Below are 25,181 nucleotides of genomic sequence, written 5' to 3' on the forward strand. Positions count from 1 at the left end.
GATAGACGCTGCAAAACGATTTAAGGGAGAATCGAAATGGTGCAGCTCATCAATGTTTCAAGTGCGGACTGCGACATCTGCAATCTGCCGGGCGGAACGCCGCAGGGCGTGGAGTCTCTTTTGCAGCGCTACGGGCTTGACGGCATTGAGTTTATGGTCTGCGATGCGAAGGACACGGGGCTTTTCCCCCGGCGCATCGTGCGCGGCATTCATCTGTGGTTTTACCCCTCTTGGATGCATTTTTGGCGCGGCAACGAGGAGCTGCTTGCGCGCGATTATGCACCAGAGCAGGTGCGCTGCATCTTCGGCGACTCGCGCGAGGAGTGGTTGACGCGCTTTCGTGATAACTTCCGCGTCGCGGGAGCGTGCGGGGCGGAGTACGCCGTTTTTCACGTCGCGCACGCGGGGCAGGGCGAGATCTTTGCGCGCAATTTTTTCTACGACGACAGGGATGTCGTCGAGGGGACGATCGAGGTTGTGCGCGAGCTCGTCTCGGCGCTGCCTCAGGAGTGTATGCTGCTCTATGAAAATCTCTGGTGGCCGGGACTGACCTTTCGCGACCCCGCGCTCGCCGTGCGCCTCATTGAGGAGACACCGCACGAGCGGACGGGCTTTATGCTTGACACAGGGCATCTCATGAATACGAACTGGGATCTGCGCACGGAGGAGGAGGGCGTCGACTATGTGCTCGATACGATCGAGGGGCTTGCACGCTGCGACGAGGAGCTGGCCGCGCGCATCCGTGGGCTGCACCTGCATCAATCGCTCTCGGGGGCGCATGCGCGCACTGTGCAGGAGGCAGCGAGGCGCGGCGAGATGCCGGAGCGTCCGACGCCGCACGAGTCCATCGACTATGTGCTGCGCATCGACCGGCACGCGCCGCTCCATACAGCGCGTGCGCGAGAGATCGTCGACCGCGTGCGCCCGCAGTGGCTTGTCCATGAGTTTATCCCCACGGATACGACGGACTGGGAGGAAAAACTCGCGGCGCAGACGGCGGCGATTCGGTGATGACTGTATGATAAAATATTAATTGTCTTATAAAGAGTCTTTTCATATATGGTGTTCTATGGTACAATCTCTGAGAGAATGGGATGAGACTTTTGTCGTATGGAGGGATAAGAATGGTAGGAAAGAATGCGGAGACGGCGCCGGAGATCGGCGGCGACGGGCTCTCTGCAGTGATTGATCGCCTTGTTGCGGGACATGAGAAAAATGAGCTGTTCGAGAAGATATCCGGCGGTACGCCTTATGCGGCGGAGCTGAACGAATTGATCGGGTGTGTCAACGAGGAGCTGGAGTATCAGCGGTTTCGGCTGCGTACGGTGAACGAAGCGGTGCACTCGGGCATGTGGTACATGAAGATCAATGCGGACTTCAGCATCGCGTATGCCATATGGTCGGACGAGTTCCGCCGCATGGTCGGGTTCAAAGGAGAATCAGATTTTCCGAACAAGGTGGAGTCATGGAGCTCGCGTCTGCATCCGGAGGATGTGGATCACACGATCAGCTCGTTTACGAAATGCATTAAGGATCTGAGCGGTCACACGCCGTACGACGTGGACTATCGGCTCAAAGTGCATGACGGCAGCTATCGCTGGTACCATGCGTCCGGCAACGTCGTGCGCGATAAGAACGGGCACCCCGAGGAGATTATCGGCGTCTTTGTCGATATCGACGCGGACAAAAAGAATAAGGAATCGCTGGAACAGAGCACGCAGAAGAAAGAGCAGTTCTATAAAGAACTGGGCACGATGCTGAGCAGTCTCTACGCATCCATCGACGGTATTACGGGCAGTGTGAGCGAGACGACGGAGCAGACCGTCGAGCTCTCGGGCGTCCAAGAGGAGATCACACAGGCAGCCGAGGATGCCTGCGGGCAGACGGAGAACACGCTCAAGATGACGGAACTCATCATGAACATCTCCAAGCAGACGAATCTCCTAGCGCTCAACGCATCCATCGAGGCGGCGCGCGCAGGCGAGGCGGGGCGCGGCTTTGCCGTCGTCGCCGAGGAGGTACGCAAGCTCGCGGACAGCAGCCGCGAGGCGACGGCGAAGATCGTGGAAGCCCTCGGGTCGATGCAGACGGCGACGAACAACATCGTCGATAAGATCAACTCGATCAGTCAATTGATCGAAAATCAGGCGTCGAATATGAAGGAGATCAGCGCATCCGTCGAAGAGGCGAAGGCGATGTCGAACAACATCGAGGAGCTTTCGCGGAACCTCTAAGTATAAGACTTTTGCAGGGGCTGTAACGAAATTGTGTTTTTGACACGTTTGTTGCAGCTCTTTTTTGCGCACGTTACAACAAAAAAGAACTGGTCGATAAATAAAAAATATGGAAAAATACGGTTGAGTTTATGCATCTGCGCTCCTATAATAGAGAATAACAGGAACAGAAAGGAGCGGATACGATGGACAGCGAAAAGAACGGGACGCTCAGCCGTAGGAATTTTCTCAAGGGAAGCGCGCTCGCCTTTGGCGGCTTCGTCGCCGCGCCCGCCCTGCTCGCGGGGTGCGGGGAGAATCCGAACGATCGATTGATCCCGCCTTCGCCTCCGGCGGAGCCCCCTCCGGCGCCCGCATGGCTCGGCACTGCGCCGGAGATCCCGGACGGCCGGATCGCGGAGGAACGCGCCGCGGACGTTGTGATCGTCGGTGCGGGGCTCGCGGGACTCACTACCGCGCGCGCCGCATCCGAACACGGCGCGTCCGTGCTCGTCATGGAGCGGGCGAGCACATGGCAGTGCCGCAGCGGGCAGTACGGCACGATCGGCAACCGCTATCAGCGGGAACTCGGCATCACGTTCGACAAGAACGAAGCGATTCTCGAGAACATGAAGCAGATGGGCTATCGCTCGGATCAGCGCATGTGGAAATACTGGGCGGATCACAGCGGCGAGGATTTTGACTGGATGCTTGACCTTGCGCCCGCCGTCCATCTGATGAAGGAAACGGACACGGAGCTTGACCGCACGAAGATCAATCTCATGATGATGCACTATCCGCTGCCCGAGGGATACAACCGTGCAGAGGAGAACAGCCCGACCTATCCGACGGTCATGACGCTCCTGCCGAGTCAGGAACCGCTCCTCACGCTCGTCTATGAGAAATGCCTTGCGCAGGGGTGCAAATTCATCTTTGCGACGCGCGCGCAAAAACTCATCCGTGAGGACGCGGACGGGCGCGTTACGGCGGTCGTCGGCGAGGACATTCACGGAAAATTTGTCAAATGCACGGCGCGCAAGGCGGTCGTCCTCGCGACGGGAGACTACGGCAACAACAAGGAGATGATGTCGTATTTTGTGCCGTGGGCGGTCGATTATCTCAATGTGTTTCCGAACCGCGACGCGTGGGACAGCCCCACGAATACGGGCGACGGGCACAAAATGGCGGCGTGGGTCGGCGGAAAAATCGAGGACGGACCTCACGCGCCCATGATTCACACGCTCGGCGGGCCGCTTGGCGTGGACGCCTACCTGCTGCTGAACGACGACGGGAAGCGGTTCGTCAACGAGGACATCGGCGGACAGCAGCTCTCCTGCGCCATCTATCGGCAGCGCGGCGATTATGCGTGGCAGATATTCGATGCGAATTTTCCGAAGCAGCTCGGCGCGATGGGCGTATCGCACGGCAGCGTGAACCACTGCGTCTCCGCTGCGGAGAATCCGAAGCTCCCGCCCGACTGCCAATGGGCGATCGGGCGCACCTCGTATACCTCTGTGGAGGATGTCGAGAAAACGCCCGGGATTGTGCGCGCGGATACGATCGAGGAGCTTGCCGCCGCGCTTGCGCCCGAACGCCCCGCCGTGCAGCGCACGATCCTCTCGGAGATCGCGCGCTACAACGCGCTCGCTCATGCGCATCTCGATACGGACTTCGGCAAGGCGTCAAAACGGCTCTTCCCGATTGAAAAGCCGCCGTTCTACGCGGGCAAGATGCTCGGCGGCGCGCTCCTCGTCAACATGGGCGGACTGACCGTGAACCCCGAGGACGGCAACGTACTCGACAGGGGCTATCATGGCATCCCGGGGCTGTACGCCGTCGGCAACACGCAGGGCGGGCGGTTCGTCGGGGACTATCCCGTCGTGACGGCGGGTGTCAGTCACGCCTTTGCCCTCGTGTACGGGCGTCTCGTCGGCAATGTCGTCGGAAAACTTTGAGGAGGGGAGCATGATGCGATTCTTATCCAAACTCAAACGGCCGCGCGTCCTCTTGATCCTCGTCATCTGCGCCGCAGCAGCAGGATTTGGCAGTCTCGCGCTGCTCTCGGCGATGAGCGCAAAACCCGCCTTTTGCGCGGTCTGCCACAATATGCAGCCCGAATACGACAGCTATACGCACGACGGCTATCTCGCGAAGGCACATGCGGACATGGGCGTGACCTGCCACGACTGCCATGAGCCGACGCTCGCGCAGCAGATGAAGGAAGGATGGCTCTTCGTCACGGGCAATTACGAGAACCCCATGCCGAAGTACGGCTTCAAGAACGAGCTGTGTCTCTCCTGTCATGATTTCGAAGCGGTGAAGCGCGCGACCGCGCACTACGGCAAGGAGAACCCGCACGATCCCGTCCATCTCGCGGGGAACGAGAATCCCCAGCAATGCATGGACTGCCACAGTATGCATCACAAGCAGTCGGCGAAGAAATGCAGCGCCTGCCATCCCGTGACTTGGAAGCTCTACGCGAGCTGGGAACAGTGAGCGCGGAACGGGACAATTTATCTATATGTAGATATAAACAAAAATAATTATTAAAAAGGTGAAAATATTAGTTGACAGGATACGTCTGCGGTGCTATGATAATTCCAACAAAAGGACATACCCAATCGGTCGGCATCGGCACGGTTGGTTCAGCACAAAAGGAGGATTTTCAATGTCTCAGATCAATAAGGAAATCAGCGATTTTAAGGTAGACGCGTTCCAGAAGAAGGAAGGCGCGGCGCAGGGTGAGTTCAAGCAGTACACGAAGGCAGACCTCAAGGGCAAGTGGAGCGTGTTCTTCTTCTATCCGGCGGACTTCACGTTCGTCTGCCCGACGGAGCTTGCGGATCTGCAGGAGCAGTACGCAGAGTTCCAAAAGCTCGGCTGCGAGATCTTCGGCGTCTCCTGCGATTCGCACTTCGTTCACAAGGCATGGCATGAGAGCTCCGAGCTCGTCGGCAAGCTCACCTATCCGATGCTCGCGGATCCGACGGCGAAGCTCGCACGCGACTTCGACGTCTACATCGAAGAGGACGGTCGTTCCGAGCGCGGCACGTTCGTCGTGAACCCCGAGGGCAAGATCGTTTCCTACGAGGTCAGCGCAGGCAACGTTGGACGCAACGCCGCAGAGCTTCTCCGCAAGGTGCAGGCGCTCCAGTTCGTCGCCGCGCACGGCGATGAGGTTTGCCCCGCACGCTGGAAGCCGGGCGAAAAGACGCTGAAGCCGAGCTTCGATCTCGTCGGCAAACTCTAAGACGCTATATAGGGCACTTTGCGAGGGCGCTCGTAAAGTGCTTTTTTTCTATGAAAAGACAGGGGTGTACGGATGGACAAAATGTATGATGCGGTCATCGTCGGCGGCGGCCCTGCGGGACTCTCCGCCGCAATCTACCTCGCGCGTGCCAAATGCAAGGTGCTCGTCGTCGAGAAGGAAAAAACGGGCGGGCAGATCACCATCACCGCCGATGTCGTCAACTACCCGGGACTCGGGAAGATCAGCGGCGCGGAGCTCGCCGCGCAGATGGAACAGCAGGCGCGCGGATTCGGCGCGGAGTTCCTGTCCGCCGAGGTCATCGGGCTGAAGCTCGACCAAGACGTCAAGGAGGTCGAGACGACCGCAGGCACTGTCGAAGCGCTCAGCGTCATCCTCGCGACGGGCGCGAATCCGCGCAAGGTCGGTTTTGCAGGGGAGAAGCAGTTCCAAGGACGCGGCGTCGCGTACTGTGCGACCTGCGACGCGGAGTTTTTCACCGGGATGGACATCTTCGTTGTCGGCGGCGGCATGTCGGCGGTGGAGGAGAGCATGTTCCTCTCGCGCTACGGCAGATCGGTCACGATCCTCGTGCGCGGAGACAAGTTCCGCGCGCCGCAGACTGCGGTGGATGCACTCGCGAAGTATGAGAACGTCAACGTGCGGTTCAACACCGTCGTCGATGCTGTCGGCGGTGAGACGATGCTCTCTTATGCAGACATCCGCAACGATGTCACGGGGGAGACGCAGCATTTCACACCGAAGAGCGGCGAGACGTTCGGCGTGTTCGTATTTGCGGGCTATGTGCCGAACACGGGGCTGTTCCGCAATCTCGTCGCGCTGAACGAACAGGGCTACATCATCACCGATGAAAAGCAGGAGACGAACGTCAAGGGCGTATTCGCGGCGGGCGACGTCTGCATCAAGGAGCTGCGCCAAGTCGTGACAGCGGTCTCCGACGGCGCGGTCAGCGCGGTCGCGGCCGAGCGTCATGCGGCGGCGCTGCACGACCGTCTGCACCTGCCCGCATTCTCGCGTCCCGAGGTCGATACGGCGCGCCTCGAGCAGCGCAGGAGCTCGATCGAAAAAGATGCGGCGGAGGGGAACGAGACGAATTTTATCTCCGCAGAGATCCGTGCGCAGCTCGCCGCGGTGTTTGAGAAATTCGCCGCGCCCGTCAAGGTCGTCGGCCACTATGACGACGGCGACCTCTCGGCGGAGCTGCGCGGCTTTATGGAGGAGTTCGCGGGGCTGACGGACAAAGTGACCTACGAGGCGAAGGACGATGCCGCAGGTGAACCCGGCGTCGAGTTCGTGCGCGCGGACGGTACGCCGAGCGGCATCACGTTCCACGCGGTGCCGGGCGGACACGAATTCAACTCGTTCATCCTCGCGCTCTACAACGTCGCGGGACCCGGACAGGAACTGCGCCCCGAGACACAGGAAAAGATCGCGCGCATCACAAAAGAGGTGGACGTGAAGGTGCTCATGTCGCTCTCCTGCACGATGTGTCCCGACGTGGTGGCCGCGGTACAGCGCATCGCGGCGGCGCGTGAGAACGTCCGCGCGGACATCTACGACATCCGCTATTTCCCGGCGCTGAAGGAGAAGTACAGCGTTATGAGCGTTCCCTGCATGATCGTCGGGGAGGAGCTGCACTTCGGCAAGAAGAACATCGACGAGATCGCCGATATCCTGGCAGGCTGACGCCGCGCCCGCACGCCCCTGAGCAAGGCGTGTTTTGGAAAAGGGACGACTGATGTTTGCCGGTATCCATATGTTTTTGTGTATGTATTTTAGCAAAGGAGAGTCCATCATGGAGCTGAAGGGTTCACAAACGGAGAAGAATCTTTGGGCGGCGTTTGCCGGCGAGTCGGAGGCGCATACGAAGTATCTCTTTTATGCGTCGCAGGCAAGGAAGGACGGCTACGTCCAGATTTCCGATATCTTCAACGAGACGGCGGTCAACGAGAAGGCGCACGCGAAGATTTGGTTCAAGCTTGTCGCCGGCATCGGCGATACGAAGGCGAACCTTGCCGCCGCGGCCGCAGGAGAGAACGAAGAGTGGACGAGCATGTACCCCGAATTCGCACGCGTGGCGCGCGCAGAAGGATTCGACAAGATCGCCCGCCTCTTCGACGCGGTTGGTAAGATTGAGCAGAGGCATGATACGCGCTACAAGCTTCTTCTCGAAAACGTCGAGGAGGGGCGCGTGTTCAAGCGCGACGAAAAGATCATCTGGCAGTGCCTCAACTGCGGCTATGTCTGCGAGAGCCCGCAGGCGCCGATGAAGTGTCCGGTCTGCGAACATCCGCAGTCGTTCTTTCAGCAGGTCCTGCAGAACTACTGAGGCGTGACGCGGGAAGACGTGACGCGGGATTTTGCGCCTAGCGTCGTCACTGCGAAAAATTCTGCGGTCGACGTAGGCTTTTGACTACTTCCACGTCACTTAGGGCTGCGTCACGATGCTGGATTTTCGCGCCTGGCGCCGTGATTTTAGACCATATGAAAAGGAGCCGTTATACACGGCTCCTTGTTTTTGAGGAGAACGTATATGTCCATGCGAAAGAATTTCGACCTGTCGGCTTATCTTGTGATCGGTCCTGAGAATACGAACGGGCGGCCGGCTGCGCGTATCATCGCGGAGGCTGTGCGGGCCGGCTTTACCTTCGTTCAGATTCGCTCCAAGACGGCTGAGGCGCGGGAGTTGATTGACCTTACACGCGCGGCGGCCGAGATTATCGCGGCGCAGGAAAAGTCCGAACGGGTCGCGCTCGTCGTCAACGACCGTCTCGACGTCGTGCTCGCCGCGCGGGACGCGGGGGTCAAGGTCGGCGGCATTCACGTCGGGCAGAGCGATATACCGCCCGAAATTTGCCGCAAATATCTCGGCGCGGACGCGATCGTCGGGCTCTCGGCGCGCACGTCCGCCCTCATCGACTATGTGCGCACTTGCGATACCTCCTGCGTCGATTATTTCGGCGCGGGACCTCTGCACCCAACCGCGACGAAGCCCGATGCGGGACGTGACGCCGCGGGACACGTCGTGACGCGCACGATTGAAGAACTCGCGGAGCTGCACCGCGTGAGCCCGCTGCCCGTCGTCGTGGGCGGCGGGGTCAAGGCAGCCGATCTCCCCGCCCTGCGCGCGACAGGCGTCGAGGGCTTTTTCGTCGTCAGCACTATCGCGGGCGCGGCACATCCCTTTGCGGCGGCGGAGGAACTCGTTCACATTTGGCGCAGTGCGTAGAGATGCAGATTATTTCTCGTAATACTTGAGCAAGGTCTGCGTTCCCTCTGTGCCGAGTCCTTTCTCCTCGAGGTCGCGCGCCTCGGTGAGCACCTGCATCAGGACGGGCAGCCTGAGACCGCAGCCGATGCCCGTCTCCGCGCCGATGCGCATATCCTTGATGAAGTGCTTGAGCATGAATCCCGGGGCAAAATTGCCGTCGAGCGCCATGCGTACCATATGCGACATCTGAAAGCTCGCCGCCGCACCGCCCGAGATGGAGGCAAAGACCTTTTCGACGTCCAGTCCCATTGTTTTCGCATAGGCAAACGCTTCGCATGCGCCCGCCAGCGCACCCGCAATGGCGATCTGGTTCGCCGCCTTGGTCTTTTGCCCTGCGCCCGCCGCGCCCTCGTAGATGATGTTCGACCCCATCGCGGCAAAGACGGGGCGCATCGCGTTGAACGCGTCTTCGTCTCCGCCGACGAGGATGTTCAGCGTGCCGGCGCGCGCGCCCATATCGCCGCCCGTGACGGGGGCGTCGAGCGCATAGATGCCGCGGTTTTTCGCCTCCTCGTAGATGCGCGCGGCGAGCGTAGGCGAGGAGGTCGTCATATCGGCGGTATATGCCCCCGGCGCGAGATTGTCGAGAATGCCGTCCGCACCGAGGTATAGTTCCTCGACATCGGCGGGATAGCCGACGATCGTGATGACCGCGTCTTGTCCCTTCGCGCACGCACCGGGCGTATCGCAGTAACGCGCACCGCGCGTGACGAGTGCGTCCGCCTTTGATTTCGTACGGTTGTAGACGCTCAGCTCGTAGCCGGCGTCCATGAGATGCCCCGCCATGGGCGCACCCATCAGCCCGAGTCCGATAAAGCCGATCTTTTTCATCAGTAGTCCTCCTTTTCGTCTCCGCTTCGTCCTGTTCTCAGTGTAACAGGCGCACGCGGAACTGTCTATAAAATCCTGCGGAACGGCAGGATTTTTTCATTTGATTTCGAATGTTATAAGACAAGACGAAGGCGGAATCAAAGCGAAGGGAGCATCCATATGCGGCTGGAATTTCTAGGGGCGGCGCACGTTGTCACGGGATCGTGCTATCTGCTCCATACGGGCGATCGCAAATATCTTGTGGACTGCGGCATGTATCAGGGGACGCGCCGTCTGCGCGAGATGAACTATGAGCCGTTCCCGTTCAACCCTGCGGAGATCGAGGCGGTCTTTTTGACGCACGCGCACATCGACCACTGCGGGCGCATCCCACAGCTCGTACGCGAGGGATTTCGCGGGAAAATCTACGCGACCAAGGCGACCTGCGACCTCGTGCGCATCATGCTCCCGGATTCGGCGCACATCCAAGAGAGCGACACGGAGATCATGAACCGCAAGAACGCGCGCCGCAGCGAGGCGCCGGTCATGCCGCTCTACACGCAGGCGGATGCCTTTGCCGCGCTCGAGCACTTCGAACCCGTGCCGTATCACGGCATGTTGAACGTAGACGACCTGCATCTGAAATATTACGATGCGGGGCATATCCTCGGCTCTGCAATTCTCGAGATGACCGTGACGGAGAACGAACAGCAGACGAAAATCGTATTTTCGGGCGATCTCGGTCAGCCCAATCAACCCATCCTGCGCGATCCCGAGCCGATCGCGGGCGCAGATTTCCTGCTCGTCGAGTCCACCTACGGCGACCGCGTACACCGCGACTACGATAAGGAAACGGCGCTCCTCGAGGTCATCCGCGACACGATGGATCGCGGCGGCAACGTCATCATCCCGTCCTTTGCCGTCGGCAGAACGCAGACACTGCTCTATTATTTTTACCGTCTCTGGAAGGCGGGACGGCTCGACGGCGACATCCCCATCATCATCGACAGCCCGCTCGCGATACAGGCGACGCGCGTATTTCTAAGCAACTACGAGGACTTTGACGAGGAGTCAATCGCGTTTTTTGGGAAAAACGGCAAGATTCCCGCGTTCCCTCAGGTGCGCATCGCCGAGTCCGCCGCGGACTCGCGCGCGCTGAACTCCGCCGAAGGCTCGGCGATTATCCTCTCGGCCTCCGGGATGGCGGATGCGGGGCGCGTCCTGCATCATTTGAAACACAATCTATGGCGTCCCGAATCGACCGTGCTCTTCGTCGGCTATCAGGCGGAGGGGAGCCTCGGGCGGCGGCTCGTCGACGGCATCAAGCGCGTGCGCGTCCTCGGCGAGGAGATCGCGGTCAAGGCGCAGATCAAGATGCTCGACGGATTTTCTGCGCACGCGGATGCGGAGCAGATCGTCGACTGGATGCGCGCGCTCACCGCGCCGCGCCCGGCGAAGGTGTTCCTCGTGCACGGCGAGGGACACGCGCAGGAAGCGCTGCGCGAACGCATCAACGAGGAACTAGGGCTCGAGGTCTATGCGCCCTTCCTCGGCGATGCCGTAACGATCTCAGGGCGCAGCGCCGTCCTCATCCCCTCGCAGAGCGCCGCCGTCTCCGTCGAAGCGGAGATGGAGGACGTCATGCGCGACTTCGACGCCGAGTACCGGCAGCTGCGCAAGGCGATCATCCGCACCGTCGTTCACCGCCCGCAGCTCATGGAACCCATCATCCGCACCATGCAAAAGGCGCGCACCTACTTCAAAAAACTCGCCGCACCGTATCAAATCTAATATATATGTATTAACAATATGAAAATATCAATATCTTGTATGTGTGTATGTGTCTGATACACTTGCATAGTTCTGACAAATACGTTAAAATAGGGAAGCCTAAAAAAGGCTTTCCTATTTAATATGCATCAATTGATGATACGGTTCAATTTGATACGAACAATGACAGGTGGTGTTACATTGGAATCCCCATTTCGTGTTGGGGTTGACGTCGGATCGACGACGATCAAGCTGGTCGTGCTGGGCGAGGAGCATGAGATCCTCTACAAGAACTACGCGCGCCACTTCTCGGAGATCGGCAGAGCCCTACAGGAAAACCTCACGCAGCTCAAGGAGATCGTCGGCACGTCGAAATTCTCGTTCGCGCTGACCGGCTCGGCGGGCATGGGCATCGCACAGCGCATCGGACTGCCGTTCGTGCAGGAAGTCGTCGCGTGTGCTTCGGCGGTGCGCCGTCTCATCCCCGAGACGACGACGGCGGTGGAGCTCGGCGGCGAGGATGCGAAGATTACCTATTTCGGCGACGCGCCGGAGCAGCGCATGAACGGCGTCTGCGCGGGCGGCACGGGATCGTTCATCGATCACATGGCGTCGCTCCTCTCGACCGATCCCATCGGGCTGAACGCACTCGCCGAGAAGGGAAAGCGCGTCTACGCCATCGCTTCGCGCTGCGGCGTATTCGCCAAGACTGATATACAGGCGCTCATGAATGACGGCGCGGAGAAAGCGGACATTGCGCTCTCCATCTTCCAAGCGGTCGTCAACCAGACCATCGGCAACCTCGCGCAGGGACGCCCCATCGACGGCAATGTCGCATTCCTCGGCGGACCTCTGCACTTTCTCCCCGAACTGAAAAGACGCTTTATCGAGACATTGAAACTCGACGCGGATCACGTCGTCGATGTGGATTACGGCAATTATTTCGTCGCGGTCGGCGCGGCGCTCTCGGATGATGCCCGGGCGATTGATATGCGGGAGATGCAGGAGTGTATTGCGCGTGCGGAGGAGGCGGCGGCAGCCGAGACGCGGACAGCGGACTTCACGCTGTTCCGCGATGCGGCGGACTACGCCGCGTTCAAGGCGCGACATGACCGCGACAAGGTAAAACGCGCGGAGCTTGCGGACTACCGCGGCGCGATCTGCATCGGCATTGACGCCGGCTCAACGACGACGAAGCTCGTCGCGATCGGCAGCGACAAGCAGCTCCTCTACACGTCCTACGGCAGCAATCACGGCTCGCCGCTCCAATCGGTCATCAGCGCCCTGCGCGAGTTTTACGCCGTTATGCCCGAGGGTGCGCATATTGCGGGCGCAATGACGACGGGCTACGGCGAGGCGATCGTCAAGGCGGCGCTCCACGCGGACGGCGGCGAGGTCGAGACCTTTGCCCATCTGCGCGCGGCGCAGGAGTTCTGCCCCGATGTCAGCTTCGTGCTCGACATCGGCGGTCAGGATATGAAGTGCTTCTTCGTGCAGGACGGCAGCGTCGGCAACATCACGCTGAACGAAGCGTGCTCGGCGGGGTGCGGCTCCTTTATTCAAAATTTCGCCGAGGGACTGCATCTGACGCCCGGCGAGTTCGCGGCAAAGGCGATTGATGCTAAAGCTCCCGTGGATCTTGGCACGCGCTGCACCGTCTTTATGAACTCAAAGGTCAAACAGGCGCAGAAGGAGGGCGCGGAGGTCGCCGACATCTCGGCGGGCATTGCTCTTTCGGTCGTTAAGAATGCGCTCTTTAAGGTCATGCAGCTCAAGGACGTATCGACCCTCGGCGACAAGATCGTCGTGCAGGGCGGCACGTTCTACAACGACGCCGTTCTGCGCTCCCTAGAAAACATCCTCGGCAAGGACGTCATCCGCCCCGACATCGCGGGACTGATGGGCGCATACGGCGCGGCGATCCTCGCGCTTGAGACGGGGACAGAGACGTCGACGCTGCTCGGCGCGGAGCAGCTCGGGAATTTCGAGACCAAGACGAGCTCTTACCGCTGCGGCAAATGCGGGAATAAATGCCTCATCACCATGCAGCAGTTCCCGAACGGCGAGCGCTACTTCACGGGCAACCGCTGCGAGCGCGGCATCGGTGGCGAAAAACACGAGGAGGACGCGCCGAACATCTACAAGTTCAAGTACCGCCGCGTGTTCAAGCATTACAAATCGCCCGCAGACCCGCGCCGCGGCAAGATCGGCATTCCTCGCACGCTCAACATGTACGAGGACTATCCGTTTTGGTTCACGTTCTTTGACACGCTCGGCTACGGCGTCGTTCTCTCCGGGAAATCCTCACCGCAGCTCTTTTATAAGGGCATGGCGACGATCCCGTCGGACTCGCTCTGCTACCCCGCAAAGCTCGCGCACGGGCACATCGTCGATCTCGTCGAAAAGGGCGTCACGACGATATTCTACCCCTGCGAGCCGCACAATATGGACGACAAGCCCGGCAGCGGGGCAAACAACTTCAACTGCCCGATCGTTGCGTCCTACGCCGAGAATATTCGCGGCAACATGGACATCCTGCGCGAGAAGAATATCCGCTTCCTCCAGCCGTTCCTTCCGATCAACGACCGCAAGCGCATGATCGAGCGTCTGACCGAGGAGTTCGGAAAAATCGAGGGCATCGGCAAGAAAGAGATCGCCGCCGCCGTGGATGCCGGCTACACAGAGATCGCGCAGTACCGGCAGGATGTGCGCGACTACGGACAGCAGATTCTCGACCGCATCGAGAAGACGGGCGAGCACGCCATCCTTCTCGCGGGGCGTCCCTATCATGTCGATCCTGAGATCAACCACGGCATCCCCGAGATGATACAGTCGTACAAACTGCCCATCCTCTCCGAGGACGCCGTCTACCATATCCCCGTGCAAAAACGACGCCTGCAGGTCGTCAACCAGTGGAGCTACCACGCGCGTCTCTACCATGCGGCGCAGTTCGTCGCGGAGCATCCGAACGTCACGCTTATCCAGCTCAGTTCGTTCGGCTGCGGACTCGACGCACTCACCACAAGCGAGGTGCGCGAGATCCTCGAGTCGCACGAGCGCATCTACACGATGATTAAGCTCGACGAGGTGTCGAACCTCGGCGCGGCGCGGATTCGTTTGCGCTCGCTCATCGCCGCGCTCGCACGCCGCGAGACGCCCGTTTACCACGAGGCGCCCGTCATCGAGCGCCCACGCTTTACCGAGGACTGCAAAAAGACGCACACCATCCTCGCCCCGCAGATGGCGCCGATCCATTTCGACCTGTTCCAAACGACCATGCGCAAGCACGGCTACAACGTCGTCATCCCGCCGATGCCGGACAAAGCGGCGATCGACATGGGACTGCGCTACGTCCACAACGACATGTGCTATCCCGCGATCGTCGTCATCGGACAGCTCATCTCCGCGCTCAAGGCGGGGATGTGCGATGCCGACCACACGAGCATCGCGCTCTTTCAGACCTGCGGTGCATGCCGCGCGACGAACTACCTCGGCGTCCTGCGCAAGGCGCTGCGCGACGCGGGATTCCCGAACGTCGCCGTCTTTGCCGTGCGCGGACTCCCGGAGGAGACCGATTCGTTCTCGTTCAGCCGCGAGATGATGGTCGACGCGGTGAAGGCAGCCGTCTACGGCGATCTCCTGATGAACGTCCGCAACCGCATGATGCCGTACGAGCGCGTCAAAGGCGCGACGCAGGCGGCATTTGACAAATGGATGGCGCGCGCTAAGGACGAACTCGAGCACGGCAATATCTTTAAGTTCCGCCGCACGGTGAAGGACATCGTGCGCGACTTCGACCATATCCCCATCGACGAAAATCTTTGGAAGCCAAAGGTCGGCATCGTCGGCGAAATCCTCGTCAAGTACCACCCCGTTGCGAACAACGACATCGAGACCGTACTCATGAACGAGGGCGCGGAGGTCATCATGCCCGATTTCATCGACTTCTTCCTCTACTCCGCGTACGACCCCATCGCGCAGCACAAACTGCTCGCGGGCTCGTACAAGGATAGGCTCTTCGGACGCATGTTCATCAAGGTCATCGAATTCTTCCGTGCCCCCATGCGCAAAGCACTCGAATCGAGCCGCCACTTCCGCCCGCCGCAGTCCATCGACCACACCGCCGAGCTTGCCGCGCGCCATGTCAGTCTCGGCAACATGGCGGGTGAGGGATGGTTCCTCACGGGCGAGATGGTCAAGCTCATCGAAGAGGGCGTCCCGAACGTCATCTGCCTCCAGCCGTTCGGCTGCCTGCCGAACCACATCACGGGCAAGGGCGTCATGCACGACCTGCGCAAAGCCTATCACGGCGCGAACATCACCGCGATCGACTGCGACGCAGGCTCGAGCGAGGTCAACCAGCTCAACCGCATCAAGCTCATGCTTGCAACGGCGAAAGAGCGGCGCCCCGAGAATGCTGCACCTGTAAAAGAGCATAAAGCCGCGGCAGAGTACACGTACTGAAATATCATAGAGCGACTGCATTGACGCAAAGGGCGTTTTTGCAGCCGCTCTTTTTACTTTTCAAAAACATGTTCCGCGAACAAAAAAACGCGAAAAATATGTTCTTAAAAGTATTGACCGAACAGACTTTCTGTGATATATTATATCCGAACAAAGGTTTTGAGAATATATATACGAAAACAATCCGGACGGAGGGATATCTATGAAACGTATCGGTCTTGCACTCAGTTTTTTTACACTTATATGGATGGTTGTATCGTCGCTTCATCTAACGAATCCCTATCTGCGGTCATCAGAGTTTATGGAAATCTCGGTGGAGAGAGGCGACAGCGTCTGGACGATCGCGCGCAAGTATGCGACGAAGGAGACCATGGCGCAGGAACTCGAGGAAGCGATCATCGAGATCAACGGGCTGACGCCCGACGCCGCGCTTTACGCGGGTCGCCGTCTGCAGATCCCTGTGCTCGATCCGCCCGAGCAGCTGCAGGCGATGGCGGATTACAAAGCCCTTGACACACCCGCGCATGCGTCTTATAATGGCGTTACCAAATAGGGTGGAATCATAACCGGCCTTGTCCCTAGCGGGATAGGATTTCCTATCCCGCGGGGCAGGGCTTTTCTTGTTTTTTTATATTTGTATATTGGGAGGAGAGCGTTCTATGGTAAAGCTGACACTGCCGGATGGATCCGTTCGCGAGGTAGAGTACGGAACGACATTATTGGATGTCGTCAAACAGATGAGCAATTCGCTCGCAAAAAAAGCCTTGGCGGCAAGTCTCGACGGGAAGACGGTTGATCTCATGACGCCCGCGACGCAGGACGCTGCGTTTCAGGTACTCACCTTTGAGGATGCGGGCGGCCGGCTTGCCCTGCGTCACACCTGCTCACACATCATGGCACAGGCGGTGAAGCGTCTCTATAAGGACTGTAATGTGCAGCTCGCGATCGGTCCTGCGATCGAGAACGGCTTCTACTATGACTTTGACATGGAGCACCGGCTTACGGATGCCGATCTGCGCGACATTGAAAAGGAAATGAAGAAGATCGTCAAGGAGAACCTGAAACTCGAGCGCCGGGAGATCCCGCGGAGCGAGGCGATCGCCTACTTCAGGGAGAAGGGCGAGAACTACAAGGTGGAGTTGATCGAGGATCTGCCTGAGGACGTGACAATCTCGACCTATACGCAGGGCGAGTTCACCGATCTCTGCGCAGGCCCGCATGTCCTCTCGACGGGAAAGGTCAAGGCGATTAAGCTCCAGAGCATCGCGGGGGCATATTGGCGCGGCAGCGAAAAGAATAAGATGCTTCAGCGCATCTACGGCACGGCGTTCGAAAAGCAGGAAGAACTCGACGCGTACCTCCATATGCTTGAGGAAGCGGAAAAGCGCGACCATCGGAAACTCGGGCGCGAGCTCGATCTCTTTAGCCTGCACGAGGAGGGACCCGGCTTCCCGTTCTTCCATCCGAACGGCATGATCCTGCGCAACGAACTCCTGAACTACTGGCGCGAGGTGCATCGCCGCTACGGTTACAGTGAAATCAGCACGCCGGTCATTCTCAGCCGTAAACTGTGGGAGACGTCCGGTCACTGGTTCCACTATCGCGAAAATATGTATACGACGCAAATCGACGAAGAGGACTATGCGATCAAGCCGATGAACTGCCCCGGCTGTATGCTCGTCTATCGCTCGCAGCTCCACAGCTACCGCGACCTGCCGCTGCGGCTCGCCGAACTCGGTCTCGTCCATCGGCATGAGCTCTCCGGTGCACTGCACGGACTCTTCCGCGTGCGGAACTTCACGCAGGACGATGCGCATCTCTTCGTGACGCCGGATCAGATCGAGGGCGAGATTCAGCACACAATCGACCTCTTTGATGAGGTGTACCGCACGTTCGGGCTTTCGTACAAGGCGGAGCTCTCCACGCGCCCCGACGACTCGATGGGTTCGGACGAGATGTGGGAGCTGGCGACAAGTGGTCTGCAAAAAGCGCTCGAGAACCGCGGTCTCGATTACATCGTCAACGAGGGCGACGGCGCGTTCTACGGGCCGAAGATCGACTTCCACCTGCGCGACTCGATCGGTCGTACATGGCAGTGCGGCACGATCCAGCTCGACATGAGCCTGCCGGAGAAATTTGACCTGACCTATGTCGGTGAGGACGGGGAGAAACACCGCCCCGTCATGCTGCATCGCGTCGTCTACGGCTCGATTGAGCGGTTCATCGGTATCCTCATCGAGAACTTCGCGGGGGCGTTCCCCGTGTGGATGACGCCCGTGCAGGTACGCATCCTGCCCATCACCGAGCGCCATGCAGAGTACGCAGAAGAGCTGCGCAAGCGCATGTTCGACCGCAGCATCCGCGTAGAAGTGGATAACCGCAACGAAAAGACGGGGTATAAGATTCGCGAGAGTCAGGTCAAAAAGACGCCCTACACGCTCGTCGTCGGCGATCAGGAGCAGGAATCCGGTACCGTCGCCCTGCGCAAGTACGGCGAGAAGGACAGCACGGTCATGTCCGCGGACGACTTCATCGCGTTTGTAGAGAAAAAGATCGCCGAGCGCTCGCCCGAGTATTGACAACAACGGTAAATTGTGATAATATGCCTTTTGTTGAAAGCAGAAGCCACCGCTTCTCACCTGCGGGCAAAGATGTCCGGCGGGTCGATATGGAACTTTTTAGGGTGGCTTTATGCCGCCCTTTTCTATTGCCGGATGGCACTGCGGTGCATCCAAAACAGGAGGTGTTCTTGCCATAAGCAGGGAATCTTTGCGAATCAATGAGGAAATCCGAATCCGCGAGGTGCGTGTCACCGGTGCGGCGGGGGAACAGCTCGGCATTATGCCGACGATCGAGGCACTTCGCATGGCGGAGGAACAACATCTTGATTTGGTCGAGGTTGCGCCCAACGCAAGACCGCCCGTCTGCCGCATCATGGACTTTGGGAAATTCCGCTATGAGCAGCAGAAACGCGAGAAAGAAGCGAAAAAGAAGCAAAAGACCATCAGCATCAAAGAGGTCAAGCTCCGTCCGAACATCGACGAGCATGATTTCAATGTGAAGCTGAAAAATGCGCTTCGCTTCGTCGAAGAGGGCAACAAGGTCAAAGTGACGATCATGTTTCGCGGAAGAGAGCTCTCCCATCCGGAACTCGGGCGCGTGGTTCTGGATCGCGTCTCCGAGCGGATGGGAGACCTCGTGAGCATCGAGCGCGGGGCAAAGCTGGAGGGGAAGAACATGACCATGATTCTCTCCCCGAAGGCGCAGAAGCCCGCCAAGGTGTCAAAGCCCGCGAAGCAGGAAGATAAAGGAGGAAACGACGATGCCAAAAATTAAGACGCGCCGCGCAGCTGCAAAGCGCTTTACCGCCACGGGGAGCGGCGAGTTCCGCCGCAACAAGGCATACAAGAGGCACATTCTCGAGAAGAAGTCCCCGAAGCGCAAGCGCAATCTGCGCAAAGCTGCGCTCGCCGATACGTCGGATTACAAGCGTATCCGCAAGATGCTCCCCTACGCATAATTGGGGCATATATGAAAACCCAAGTCTGATGGGTAGGAAACAGGAGGAATCGCAATGCCAAGAGTAAAGAGCGGTGTCACAGCGCATCGTCGTCATAAAAAGATCCTAAAGCTCGCCAAGGGCTACCGCGGCGCACGCAGCAAGCAGTTTAAGAAGGCCAATGAGACAGTCATGAAGGCGCTCTATTACGCCCGCCGCGACCGCCGTGCGAAGAAGGGAACGTTCCGACGTCTCTGGATCGCGCGTATCAATGCCGCTGCACGTGCGAACGGCATATCGTACAGCCGTCTGATCGCAGGCCTGACGAAGGCAGGCGTCGAGGTCAACCGCAAGATGCTCGCCGATCTCGCCGTTGCAGATGCGGCTGCATTTACGCAGCTCGTCGCCGTGGCGAAGGAAAATCAATAAGACGGGAGTGCGTTCGATGAGTCGATAGATTCATCGGACGCTTTTTTAACATGAAAAAACTTGAACGCATCACAAGCAAATCCAACAGGCTTGTACGCCTTGCCCACGCTGTTGTGCATATGCCGAAGCGAGCGAAAAAAGAAGGGCTCTTCGCGGTGGAGGGGCTGCGCCTTGCCGAATCAATAATGCAGTCCGAGTGGCGCATACGCTTTGCGTTCTTTACCGATCGCGGCGGTGAAAGCCTGGCTGCCGCACAGCTCGTCGAGAAATTGTGTGAGCGGAGGACGCCTGTCTATCTTATTTCAGATGAACTATGTGCCGCGCTCTCGGATACCGATACGCCGCAGGGGGTTCTTCTCATTGCAGAACGTGATCCGGATACACCGTTGAAGAGGTTTATGCGGCCGTGTTCCAATGAGCCTCATCCTCTTTATGTCGTTCTTGATCGCGTGCAGGATCCGGGGAATGTCGGAACGATTCTGCGCACGGCCGTTGCTGCGGGGGCAAGTGGAATTGTCCTCCTGCGCGGCTGCGCGGATATTTACAATAATAAAGTTGTGCGCGCGGCGATGGGCGGTCTTTTTTATATGAATGTTGCTCAGGGCGTCGAAGAAAAAGATTTTTTGCAGTGGGCGCAAGAGCGGTCGCTGAACCTTTACGCTGCCGCATGTGATGACATGGCGCAGGAACATATTCATACGGATTTCACCAAAACGACCGCCGTTGTATTTGGGAATGAAGCGAACGGTGTATCGTCTGTGATTCTTGCACGTGCGCGGCGTGTCTATGTCCCCATGTTTGGACCGGTGGAATCGTTGAACGTCTCTGCTGCGGCTGCGGTGATTCTTTATGAGTGTGTTCGCCAGCGCATATTTGTTGAATAAAGATATAGGGCTGCTGCATAAACACATTGTGTCCTATGCAGCAGCCCTTTTTGTTGTATGCGTCAATTGGGGGGCGTATCGTATGGGGATTATTTGGGCAGGAAGGAAAGCACCCTTTCTCTCGAGACAAGACCGATGGATTCGTTTATAATCTCTCCGGAATCAAAAAATAGGAGGGCAGGGAGACTCATGATACCGTATCTTTCGGCGATATTCGGAGCGTCGTCCACATTCAGCTTGCAGACCTTAATATTCGGGTACTCATCTGCAATTTCCTCCAAGATCGGCGCCAGCATCCGGCAGGGCGTACACCACGACGCCCAAAAATCGACGATTACAAATTTCTTGTCCTGCAAAACCTCGGCATCAAATGTCTCCTCCGTCAATTCAATAATACCCATAAGTGAGCCTCCCTTAGAATACGATTTTATGTTCCGTTGTTTCCATCATATCAGAGAATACATTTTTTTCAAGGTTTTTGTAAAATTTTTTAGGAAAAAAGGCTTAATTATATACTTTTATTAATATCCGGCAAGGGGATATGCTGTTGAACGGTTGCATGAAGCGGCGATCCGTAATATAATAATGAGAAATAACTATGGGTATCGGTTCGGGATAGAAAAGCGAGGCAGGATTTATGAGCGGGAAGAAGAGGATCACGTTGAGCCCCGTGCTTAAAGAGCATAAATTCATCTACGATTTGATGAAAAATACGACCTCTGACTACGCATTTATGATGGATCCGGTGGAGGGCATTTTCCTTGCCTCACCTAGTTTTGTGCAGGCATACGATCTCCCCGCGGAGACGCTCGAGAATATCAGCGGAGTTCTTGAGCCGTTTGTTTATATGCAGGATCGTAAGCCTCTCGCTTCGCTCTTTGCCTCGGTGAACAGCCTGACCGAAGGCAGGGAGCGGCAGCTTGATTTCCGTATGCGCGACGCAAAGGGGAATCTCTCGTGGCTGCGTCTCAAAGGAAAGATTGGTCTTGCGAAAGACGGCACGCCGAATCTCTTTGCCGGAACGATCAGTCAGCTCGCACGGCGCAACTCTGCAGATTCCGTAACGGGGCTCCTCAACCGCTATCAGTTCATTGAGGATCTGACGGCGGCGCTTCGTACAGCGCGCGAGACCGGCGGGAGCGGAGGACTCCTCGTTATGGGCGTTGATAATTTCCGCACGGTCAACGAAGCGTTCAACCACGAGGTCGGCGATATTATCCTGCGTCAGATCTCGGAGCGTATTCTGCAAAATATTCCGCGCGGACTCTCCCTTTATCGCCTCGACGGTGATGAGTTCGGACTCATTTACCCCGATGCGGACGAGGAGATGCTGACGGAGTTCTTTATCCGTGTGCAGCGCGAGTTTGCACATCCACAGGTCTACGACGGGCGGCAGTACATCGTGACTGTCTCTGCGGGCATGGTATTCTATCCGCAGTCCGCGCGCGATCCGCTCATCCTGCACAAATACGCGCAGGCGGCGCTCGACGCTGCAAAGTCGGGCGGGAAGAACCGGCTCAGTGCGTTCTCAAAGGAAGTCTATAACCGCTGGCTGCGCTCCCTGACGATACAGGAGCAGATTCTTCAGGATGTCAAGGCGGGCTGCCGGAACTTTGAGCTTTACTTCCAGCCGCAGGTGGCGGGAGACGACCGGCATATCGTCGGTGCGGAGACGCTGCTCCGCTGGAAGAACAGCAAGGGCCGCATGGTTGCGCCGATGGAGTTCATCAAGATTCTTGAGGAAACAAAGACCATCGTACCTGTAGGCCGTTGGATCTTTGAACAGGCGCTGCGTACGTGCAAGGAATGGCGGCGGAGCATTCCAAATTTCAGCATGAGCGTCAATATGAGCTATGAGCAGATTAAGGACCTATCCTTCCTCGAATTCATTGACGACTGTCTGAAGCGGCACGATATGCCGCCCGATTCCGTTGTCCTCGAGCTGACCGAGAGCAAGATCGTCGGCGATATGAAATTTGTCAACGCGCGGTTTGACGCGTTTCGCAGTCACGGTATCAAGGTGGCGATGGACGATTTCGGAACAGGGTATTCCTCGCTCGCTTCACTGAAAAATCTCAACTGCGACATCGTAAAAATCGACCGCGCATTCGTCATTCGGATTCTTGAAAATCACTTCGATCAGAAACTCGTCGAGTATACGGTGGATCTCTGTCACAGCATCGGCATGACGACCTGCATCGAGGGGGTGGAGCGACCAGAGGAGTACGACTGTCTCGTAAAGATCTGCAAGACGGATACGATACAAGGGTATCTCTTTGGACGTCCGGAGCCGCAGGAGGCGTTTGAGAAAAAGTTCTTGGGGTTGTAATGGCAAGAGAAAAGACACAGGAAGGTTTGACACTGCTTGGTGAGCAGCGTACCGACTACGGCTACGACTATACGCCCGAGGTGCTGGAAACCTTTGCGAATAAACATACGGATCATGATTACTGGGTGCGGTTCAACTGCCCCGAGTTCACGACGCTCTGTCCCATCACCGGGCAGCCGGACTACGGGACGATTTACATCTCTTACATGCCCGCCGAGCGCATGGTGGAAAGCAAATCGCTGAAGCTTTACCTTGTCAGCTTCCGCAATCACGGGGATTTTCACGAGGATGTTGTGAACGTTATCATGCGCGATCTCATCGCGATCATGGCACCGAAGTACATCGAAGTGCAGGGCAAATTCCTCCCGCGCGGCGGTATCTCCATTGATCCGTATGCGAACTATGGCATCCCGGGGACGAAATACGAAGCGCTCGCATGGGAGCGTCTATCGCAGCATGACCGCGTCCCGGAACGCGTGGACAACCGCTGATGGCAGGGCAGAAGCGAATCGCCCTCATCAACGACGTCACGGGATTTGGACGCTGCTCGGTCACAGTGCAGCTTCCCGTTATTTCCGCGATGCGCGTGCAGGCATGTCCTCTGCCGACGGCGATTCTCTCCGTGCACACGGGATTCCCGCATCACTATCTCGACGACTATACCGAGCGTATGCGCCCCTATATGGAGAATTGGCAGGAGAACGGGCTGACCTTTGATGCCATTTTGACGGGGTTCCTCGGATCGGAGGCGCAGATTGACGTCGTGCTTGAGTGTATCGCACGGTTCAAGGGGCGGGAGACGATTCTCGTCGTCGATCCCGTCATGGGGGACAACGGCAAGCTCTATTCCTCCTATACGCCCGCGCTTTGCGTGAAAATGCGGCGGCTCATCCCGTATGCGGACGTCGTGACGCCGAACCTTACGGAGGCATGTCAACTGCTCGGGATTCCGTATCCTGAGGGCGGATGGACGGATGACGAGATGCTGGAGCGTATGGCGGCGGACATTGCAGCGATGGGACCGCGCGACGTCGTTATCACGGGACTGCACGCGGGGGAGCGGATCAAAACATATCTCTATGAATCTGGTAAAGGGCGTTCCTTTGACAACGAGAAGATCGGCCGCGACCGCTCGGGATCAGGCGACGCGTTCGCCGCAATCATCGCGGCATCACTCGTGCGCGGCATCCCCCTCGAGACGGGCGCACGCCGCGCGGCAGACTTCATCGGGCATTGTCTGACGTATGCGGAGGAGTTAAATTTGCCGTGGAATTGGGGGCTTCCTTTTGAGGAGTACCTCGCGGAACTTACAATGTGACGCGGGATTTTCGCGCCTACCGTCGTCATGGAGGAAGCCCTCGTATCGTGGGCGAACCCGGCAAGTAATGCCTTTCAAACTTAATAAATATCGTGGGATCGGATACGCCGCGCGGCGCGTCCGATTCCTTTCTCATTTCTGTGTATCATTTTAGGAGTATATTATGATCGTCTATGCAACGCATCGGGGCGGGCGTTATCTCCCTATAGAGGAGAGCCTGCGCGAGCAGCCGACAGGGAAGCGCAGTATCTATGTCAACATCACAAACGATTGTAATTGTGACTGCGTATTTTGCCTGCGCAGCATGAAGGAGATGGCGAAAGAATCCTCCCTCTGGGTGGAGCATGATCCGAGTACGGGGGAAATCCTTTCCGAACTGGAGCGGCTACCGTGGGAATATGTCGGTGAGATCGTTTGCTGCGGATTCGGCGAGCCTCTGATGCGTCTTGAGACCGTGCTTGACGTCCTGCACTATGTGAAGGAAAATCATCCCGATGTACCGACGCGTGTCAACTCCAACGGGCTCGGGGAACTGGAGCACGGATGCGAATTTGCAGAGCGGTTCAAGGGGATTCTCGATACCATCTCCATCAGTCTCAACGCATCGAATGCCGAACGCTATCTCGCTCTTACGCGCTCGCAATTTGGCATACAGTCCTTCGAAGCGATGCTCACCTTCGCCGAGCACTGCAAGCCCTATGTGCCGAACGTCATCCTCACCGTTGTCGAAAAGGTCGAGGACGCGGAAGAGATCGCGCTCTGTCGTAAAATCTGCGATGAGAGGGGCTTGACACTACGCGTGCGCCCCTATGAAGAGAGCTAAAGAAAGTAGATTTTTTCGTGTGAATATGATAAACTGTTTTTTGATAATTTTGCGATAGAAAACGGAGCATATATGCGAGATACCCACGGTTCCGTGCCGATAC

22 protein-coding genes are annotated in these 25,181 nt (G+C 57.9%); 20 read left to right on the plus strand and 2 right to left on the minus strand.

Translation table 11 applies throughout. From position 1 onward, the window contains the following. The first annotated feature begins 36 nt into the window (after positions 1–36). The 8 genes from K341_RS0107150 to K341_RS0107190 all read left to right on the plus strand — a co-directional run bounded on the left by K341_RS0107150 (position 37) and on the right by K341_RS0107190 (position 8,710). Positions 37–1,011: a sugar phosphate isomerase/epimerase family protein gene (locus K341_RS0107150; protein ID WP_009349026.1), complete on the plus strand. Its 975-nt coding sequence runs from the start codon at positions 37–39 to the stop codon at positions 1,009–1,011. Between the two features lie 113 nt (positions 1,012–1,124). Next, positions 1,125–2,234, plus strand: coding sequence for a methyl-accepting chemotaxis protein (locus K341_RS0107155; RefSeq protein ID WP_009349025.1), 1,110 nt, complete (start codon positions 1,125–1,127; stop codon positions 2,232–2,234). Between the two features lie 185 nt (positions 2,235–2,419). Beyond that, complete coding sequence (locus K341_RS0107165; RefSeq protein WP_009349022.1) at positions 2,420–4,168, plus strand: FAD-dependent oxidoreductase; 1,749 nt, start codon at positions 2,420–2,422, stop codon at positions 4,166–4,168. A 10-nt stretch (positions 4,169–4,178) separates the two neighbouring features. Continuing rightward, positions 4,179–4,709, plus strand: a complete 531-nt coding sequence (locus tag K341_RS0107170; RefSeq protein ID WP_026762329.1) for a NapC/NirT family cytochrome c — start codon at positions 4,179–4,181, stop codon at positions 4,707–4,709. Between the two features lie 172 nt (positions 4,710–4,881). After that, positions 4,882–5,463, plus strand: a complete 582-nt coding sequence (gene ahpC / locus K341_RS0107175) for an alkyl hydroperoxide reductase subunit C (protein WP_009349019.1) — start codon at positions 4,882–4,884, stop codon at positions 5,461–5,463. Positions 5,464–5,535: 72 nt separating this feature from the next. Beyond that, positions 5,536–7,167 carry an FAD-dependent oxidoreductase gene (locus K341_RS0107180; protein WP_009349018.1) on the plus strand — a complete coding sequence of 544 codons (1,632 nt, stop codon included), beginning with the start codon at positions 5,536–5,538 and terminating at the stop codon, positions 7,165–7,167. A 109-nt stretch (positions 7,168–7,276) separates the two neighbouring features. Beyond that, positions 7,277–7,810, plus strand: a complete 534-nt coding sequence (rbr, locus tag K341_RS0107185; RefSeq protein WP_026762330.1) for a rubrerythrin — start codon at positions 7,277–7,279, stop codon at positions 7,808–7,810. Positions 7,811–8,014: 204 nt separating this feature from the next. Beyond that, entirely contained in the window at positions 8,015–8,710 is a 696-nt protein-coding gene (locus tag K341_RS0107190; protein ID WP_009349016.1) for a thiamine phosphate synthase, read from the plus strand. Between the two features lie 9 nt (positions 8,711–8,719). On the opposite strand, the gene K341_RS0107195 is transcribed toward K341_RS0107190, so the two are convergent. Next, positions 8,720–9,583 (minus strand): NAD(P)-dependent oxidoreductase, encoded by an 864-nt coding sequence (locus K341_RS0107195; RefSeq protein ID WP_026762331.1) that lies wholly within the window; start codon positions 9,581–9,583, stop codon positions 8,720–8,722. Between the two features lie 159 nt (positions 9,584–9,742). On the opposite strand from K341_RS0107195, the gene K341_RS0107200 reads away from it, so the two are divergent. The 8 genes from K341_RS0107200 to K341_RS0107240 all read left to right on the plus strand — a co-directional run bounded on the left by K341_RS0107200 (position 9,743) and on the right by K341_RS0107240 (position 20,608). After that, entirely contained in the window at positions 9,743–11,353 is a 1,611-nt protein-coding gene (locus K341_RS0107200) for an MBL fold metallo-hydrolase RNA specificity domain-containing protein (protein WP_009349013.1), read from the plus strand. A 162-nt stretch (positions 11,354–11,515) separates the two neighbouring features. Then, entirely contained in the window at positions 11,516–15,796 is a 4,281-nt protein-coding gene (locus tag K341_RS0107205) for a 2-hydroxyacyl-CoA dehydratase (protein ID WP_050788012.1), read from the plus strand. A 202-nt stretch (positions 15,797–15,998) separates the two neighbouring features. Continuing rightward, on the plus strand, positions 15,999–16,349 hold the full coding sequence (locus tag K341_RS0107215) for a LysM peptidoglycan-binding domain-containing protein (protein WP_009349009.1): 351 nt from the start codon (positions 15,999–16,001) through the stop codon (positions 16,347–16,349). Positions 16,350–16,455: 106 nt separating this feature from the next. Continuing rightward, positions 16,456–18,375 carry a threonine--tRNA ligase gene (thrS, locus tag K341_RS0107220; protein ID WP_026762333.1) on the plus strand — a complete coding sequence of 640 codons (1,920 nt, stop codon included), beginning with the start codon at positions 16,456–16,458 and terminating at the stop codon, positions 18,373–18,375. Positions 18,376–18,565: 190 nt separating this feature from the next. Continuing rightward, positions 18,566–19,132 (plus strand): translation initiation factor IF-3, encoded by a 567-nt coding sequence (gene infC / locus K341_RS0107225; protein WP_026762334.1) that lies wholly within the window; start codon positions 18,566–18,568, stop codon positions 19,130–19,132. Next, the gene (gene rpmI / locus K341_RS0107230; RefSeq protein WP_009349006.1) at positions 19,119–19,316 is read left to right on the plus strand and encodes a 50S ribosomal protein L35; all 198 of its coding nucleotides are present in this window, start codon (positions 19,119–19,121) and stop codon (positions 19,314–19,316) included. The genes infC and rpmI overlap by 14 nt, the downstream gene beginning before the upstream one ends. Positions 19,317–19,370: 54 nt before the next feature. Further along, positions 19,371–19,724 (plus strand): 50S ribosomal protein L20, encoded by a 354-nt coding sequence (gene rplT / locus K341_RS0107235; RefSeq protein ID WP_009349004.1) that lies wholly within the window; start codon positions 19,371–19,373, stop codon positions 19,722–19,724. A 50-nt stretch (positions 19,725–19,774) separates the two neighbouring features. Beyond that, positions 19,775–20,608, plus strand: coding sequence for a TrmH family RNA methyltransferase (locus K341_RS0107240; RefSeq protein WP_026762335.1), 834 nt, complete (start codon positions 19,775–19,777; stop codon positions 20,606–20,608). A gap of 89 nt (positions 20,609–20,697) precedes the next feature. Here the strand turns inward: K341_RS0107240 and trxA are convergent, their stop codons facing one another. Further along, positions 20,698–21,009 carry a thioredoxin gene (gene trxA, locus K341_RS0107245; RefSeq protein ID WP_009349002.1) on the minus strand — a complete coding sequence of 104 codons (312 nt, stop codon included), beginning with the start codon at positions 21,007–21,009 and terminating at the stop codon, positions 20,698–20,700. A 236-nt stretch (positions 21,010–21,245) separates the two neighbouring features. On the opposite strand from trxA, the gene K341_RS0107250 reads away from it, so the two are divergent. The 4 genes from K341_RS0107250 to K341_RS0107265 all read left to right on the plus strand — a co-directional run bounded on the left by K341_RS0107250 (position 21,246) and on the right by K341_RS0107265 (position 25,078). Beyond that, positions 21,246–22,937, plus strand: a complete 1,692-nt coding sequence (locus K341_RS0107250; RefSeq protein WP_026762336.1) for a putative bifunctional diguanylate cyclase/phosphodiesterase — start codon at positions 21,246–21,248, stop codon at positions 22,935–22,937. Beyond that, positions 22,937–23,428 carry a preQ(1) synthase gene (gene queF, locus K341_RS0107255; protein WP_009657491.1) on the plus strand — a complete coding sequence of 164 codons (492 nt, stop codon included), beginning with the start codon at positions 22,937–22,939 and terminating at the stop codon, positions 23,426–23,428. The genes K341_RS0107250 and queF overlap by 1 nt, the downstream gene beginning before the upstream one ends. After that, positions 23,428–24,255 (plus strand): pyridoxamine kinase, encoded by an 828-nt coding sequence (locus K341_RS0107260; RefSeq protein ID WP_026762337.1) that lies wholly within the window; start codon positions 23,428–23,430, stop codon positions 24,253–24,255. Before queF ends, K341_RS0107260 begins: the two co-directional genes overlap by 1 nt. Positions 24,256–24,418: 163 nt before the next feature. Continuing rightward, positions 24,419–25,078 (plus strand): TatD family nuclease-associated radical SAM protein, encoded by a 660-nt coding sequence (locus K341_RS0107265; protein WP_026762338.1) that lies wholly within the window; start codon positions 24,419–24,421, stop codon positions 25,076–25,078. The last annotated feature ends 103 nt before the right edge of the window (positions 25,079–25,181 follow it).

Origin of the sequence: Centipeda artemidis DSM 19719, assembly GCF_000426665.1 — a bacterium.
In the GTDB taxonomy this organism is placed as follows: domain Bacteria; phylum Bacillota; class Negativicutes; order Selenomonadales; family Selenomonadaceae; genus Centipeda; species Centipeda artemidis.

Bases quoted from the DNA above. Each gene is read 5' to 3' on its own strand.
- K341_RS0107150 (WP_009349026.1), top strand. From the start codon at position 37: ATGGTGCAGCTCATCAATGTTTCAAGTGCGGACTGCGACATCTGCAAT.
- K341_RS0107155 (WP_009349025.1), top strand. From the start codon at position 1,125: ATGGTAGGAAAGAATGCGGAGACGGCGCCGGAGATCGGCGGCGACGGG.
- K341_RS0107165 (WP_009349022.1), top strand. From the start codon at position 2,420: ATGGACAGCGAAAAGAACGGGACGCTCAGCCGTAGGAATTTTCTCAAG.
- K341_RS0107170 (WP_026762329.1), top strand. From the start codon at position 4,179: ATGATGCGATTCTTATCCAAACTCAAACGGCCGCGCGTCCTCTTGATC.
- ahpC (WP_009349019.1), top strand. From the start codon at position 4,882: ATGTCTCAGATCAATAAGGAAATCAGCGATTTTAAGGTAGACGCGTTC.
- K341_RS0107180 (WP_009349018.1), top strand. From the start codon at position 5,536: ATGGACAAAATGTATGATGCGGTCATCGTCGGCGGCGGCCCTGCGGGA.
- rbr (WP_026762330.1), top strand. From the start codon at position 7,277: ATGGAGCTGAAGGGTTCACAAACGGAGAAGAATCTTTGGGCGGCGTTT.
- K341_RS0107190 (WP_009349016.1), top strand. From the start codon at position 8,015: ATGTCCATGCGAAAGAATTTCGACCTGTCGGCTTATCTTGTGATCGGT.
- K341_RS0107195 (WP_026762331.1), bottom strand. From the start codon at position 9,583: ATGAAAAAGATCGGCTTTATCGGACTCGGGCTGATGGGTGCGCCCATG.
- K341_RS0107200 (WP_009349013.1), top strand. From the start codon at position 9,743: ATGCGGCTGGAATTTCTAGGGGCGGCGCACGTTGTCACGGGATCGTGC.
- K341_RS0107205 (WP_050788012.1), top strand. From the start codon at position 11,516: ATGACAGGTGGTGTTACATTGGAATCCCCATTTCGTGTTGGGGTTGAC.
- K341_RS0107215 (WP_009349009.1), top strand. From the start codon at position 15,999: ATGAAACGTATCGGTCTTGCACTCAGTTTTTTTACACTTATATGGATG.
- thrS (WP_026762333.1), top strand. From the start codon at position 16,456: ATGGTAAAGCTGACACTGCCGGATGGATCCGTTCGCGAGGTAGAGTAC.
- rpmI (WP_009349006.1), top strand. From the start codon at position 19,119: ATGCCAAAAATTAAGACGCGCCGCGCAGCTGCAAAGCGCTTTACCGCC.
- rplT (WP_009349004.1), top strand. From the start codon at position 19,371: ATGCCAAGAGTAAAGAGCGGTGTCACAGCGCATCGTCGTCATAAAAAG.
- K341_RS0107240 (WP_026762335.1), top strand. From the start codon at position 19,775: ATGAAAAAACTTGAACGCATCACAAGCAAATCCAACAGGCTTGTACGC.
- trxA (WP_009349002.1), bottom strand. From the start codon at position 21,009: ATGGGTATTATTGAATTGACGGAGGAGACATTTGATGCCGAGGTTTTG.
- K341_RS0107250 (WP_026762336.1), top strand. From the start codon at position 21,246: ATGAGCGGGAAGAAGAGGATCACGTTGAGCCCCGTGCTTAAAGAGCAT.
- queF (WP_009657491.1), top strand. From the start codon at position 22,937: ATGGCAAGAGAAAAGACACAGGAAGGTTTGACACTGCTTGGTGAGCAG.
- K341_RS0107260 (WP_026762337.1), top strand. From the start codon at position 23,428: ATGGCAGGGCAGAAGCGAATCGCCCTCATCAACGACGTCACGGGATTT.
- K341_RS0107265 (WP_026762338.1), top strand. From the start codon at position 24,419: ATGATCGTCTATGCAACGCATCGGGGCGGGCGTTATCTCCCTATAGAG.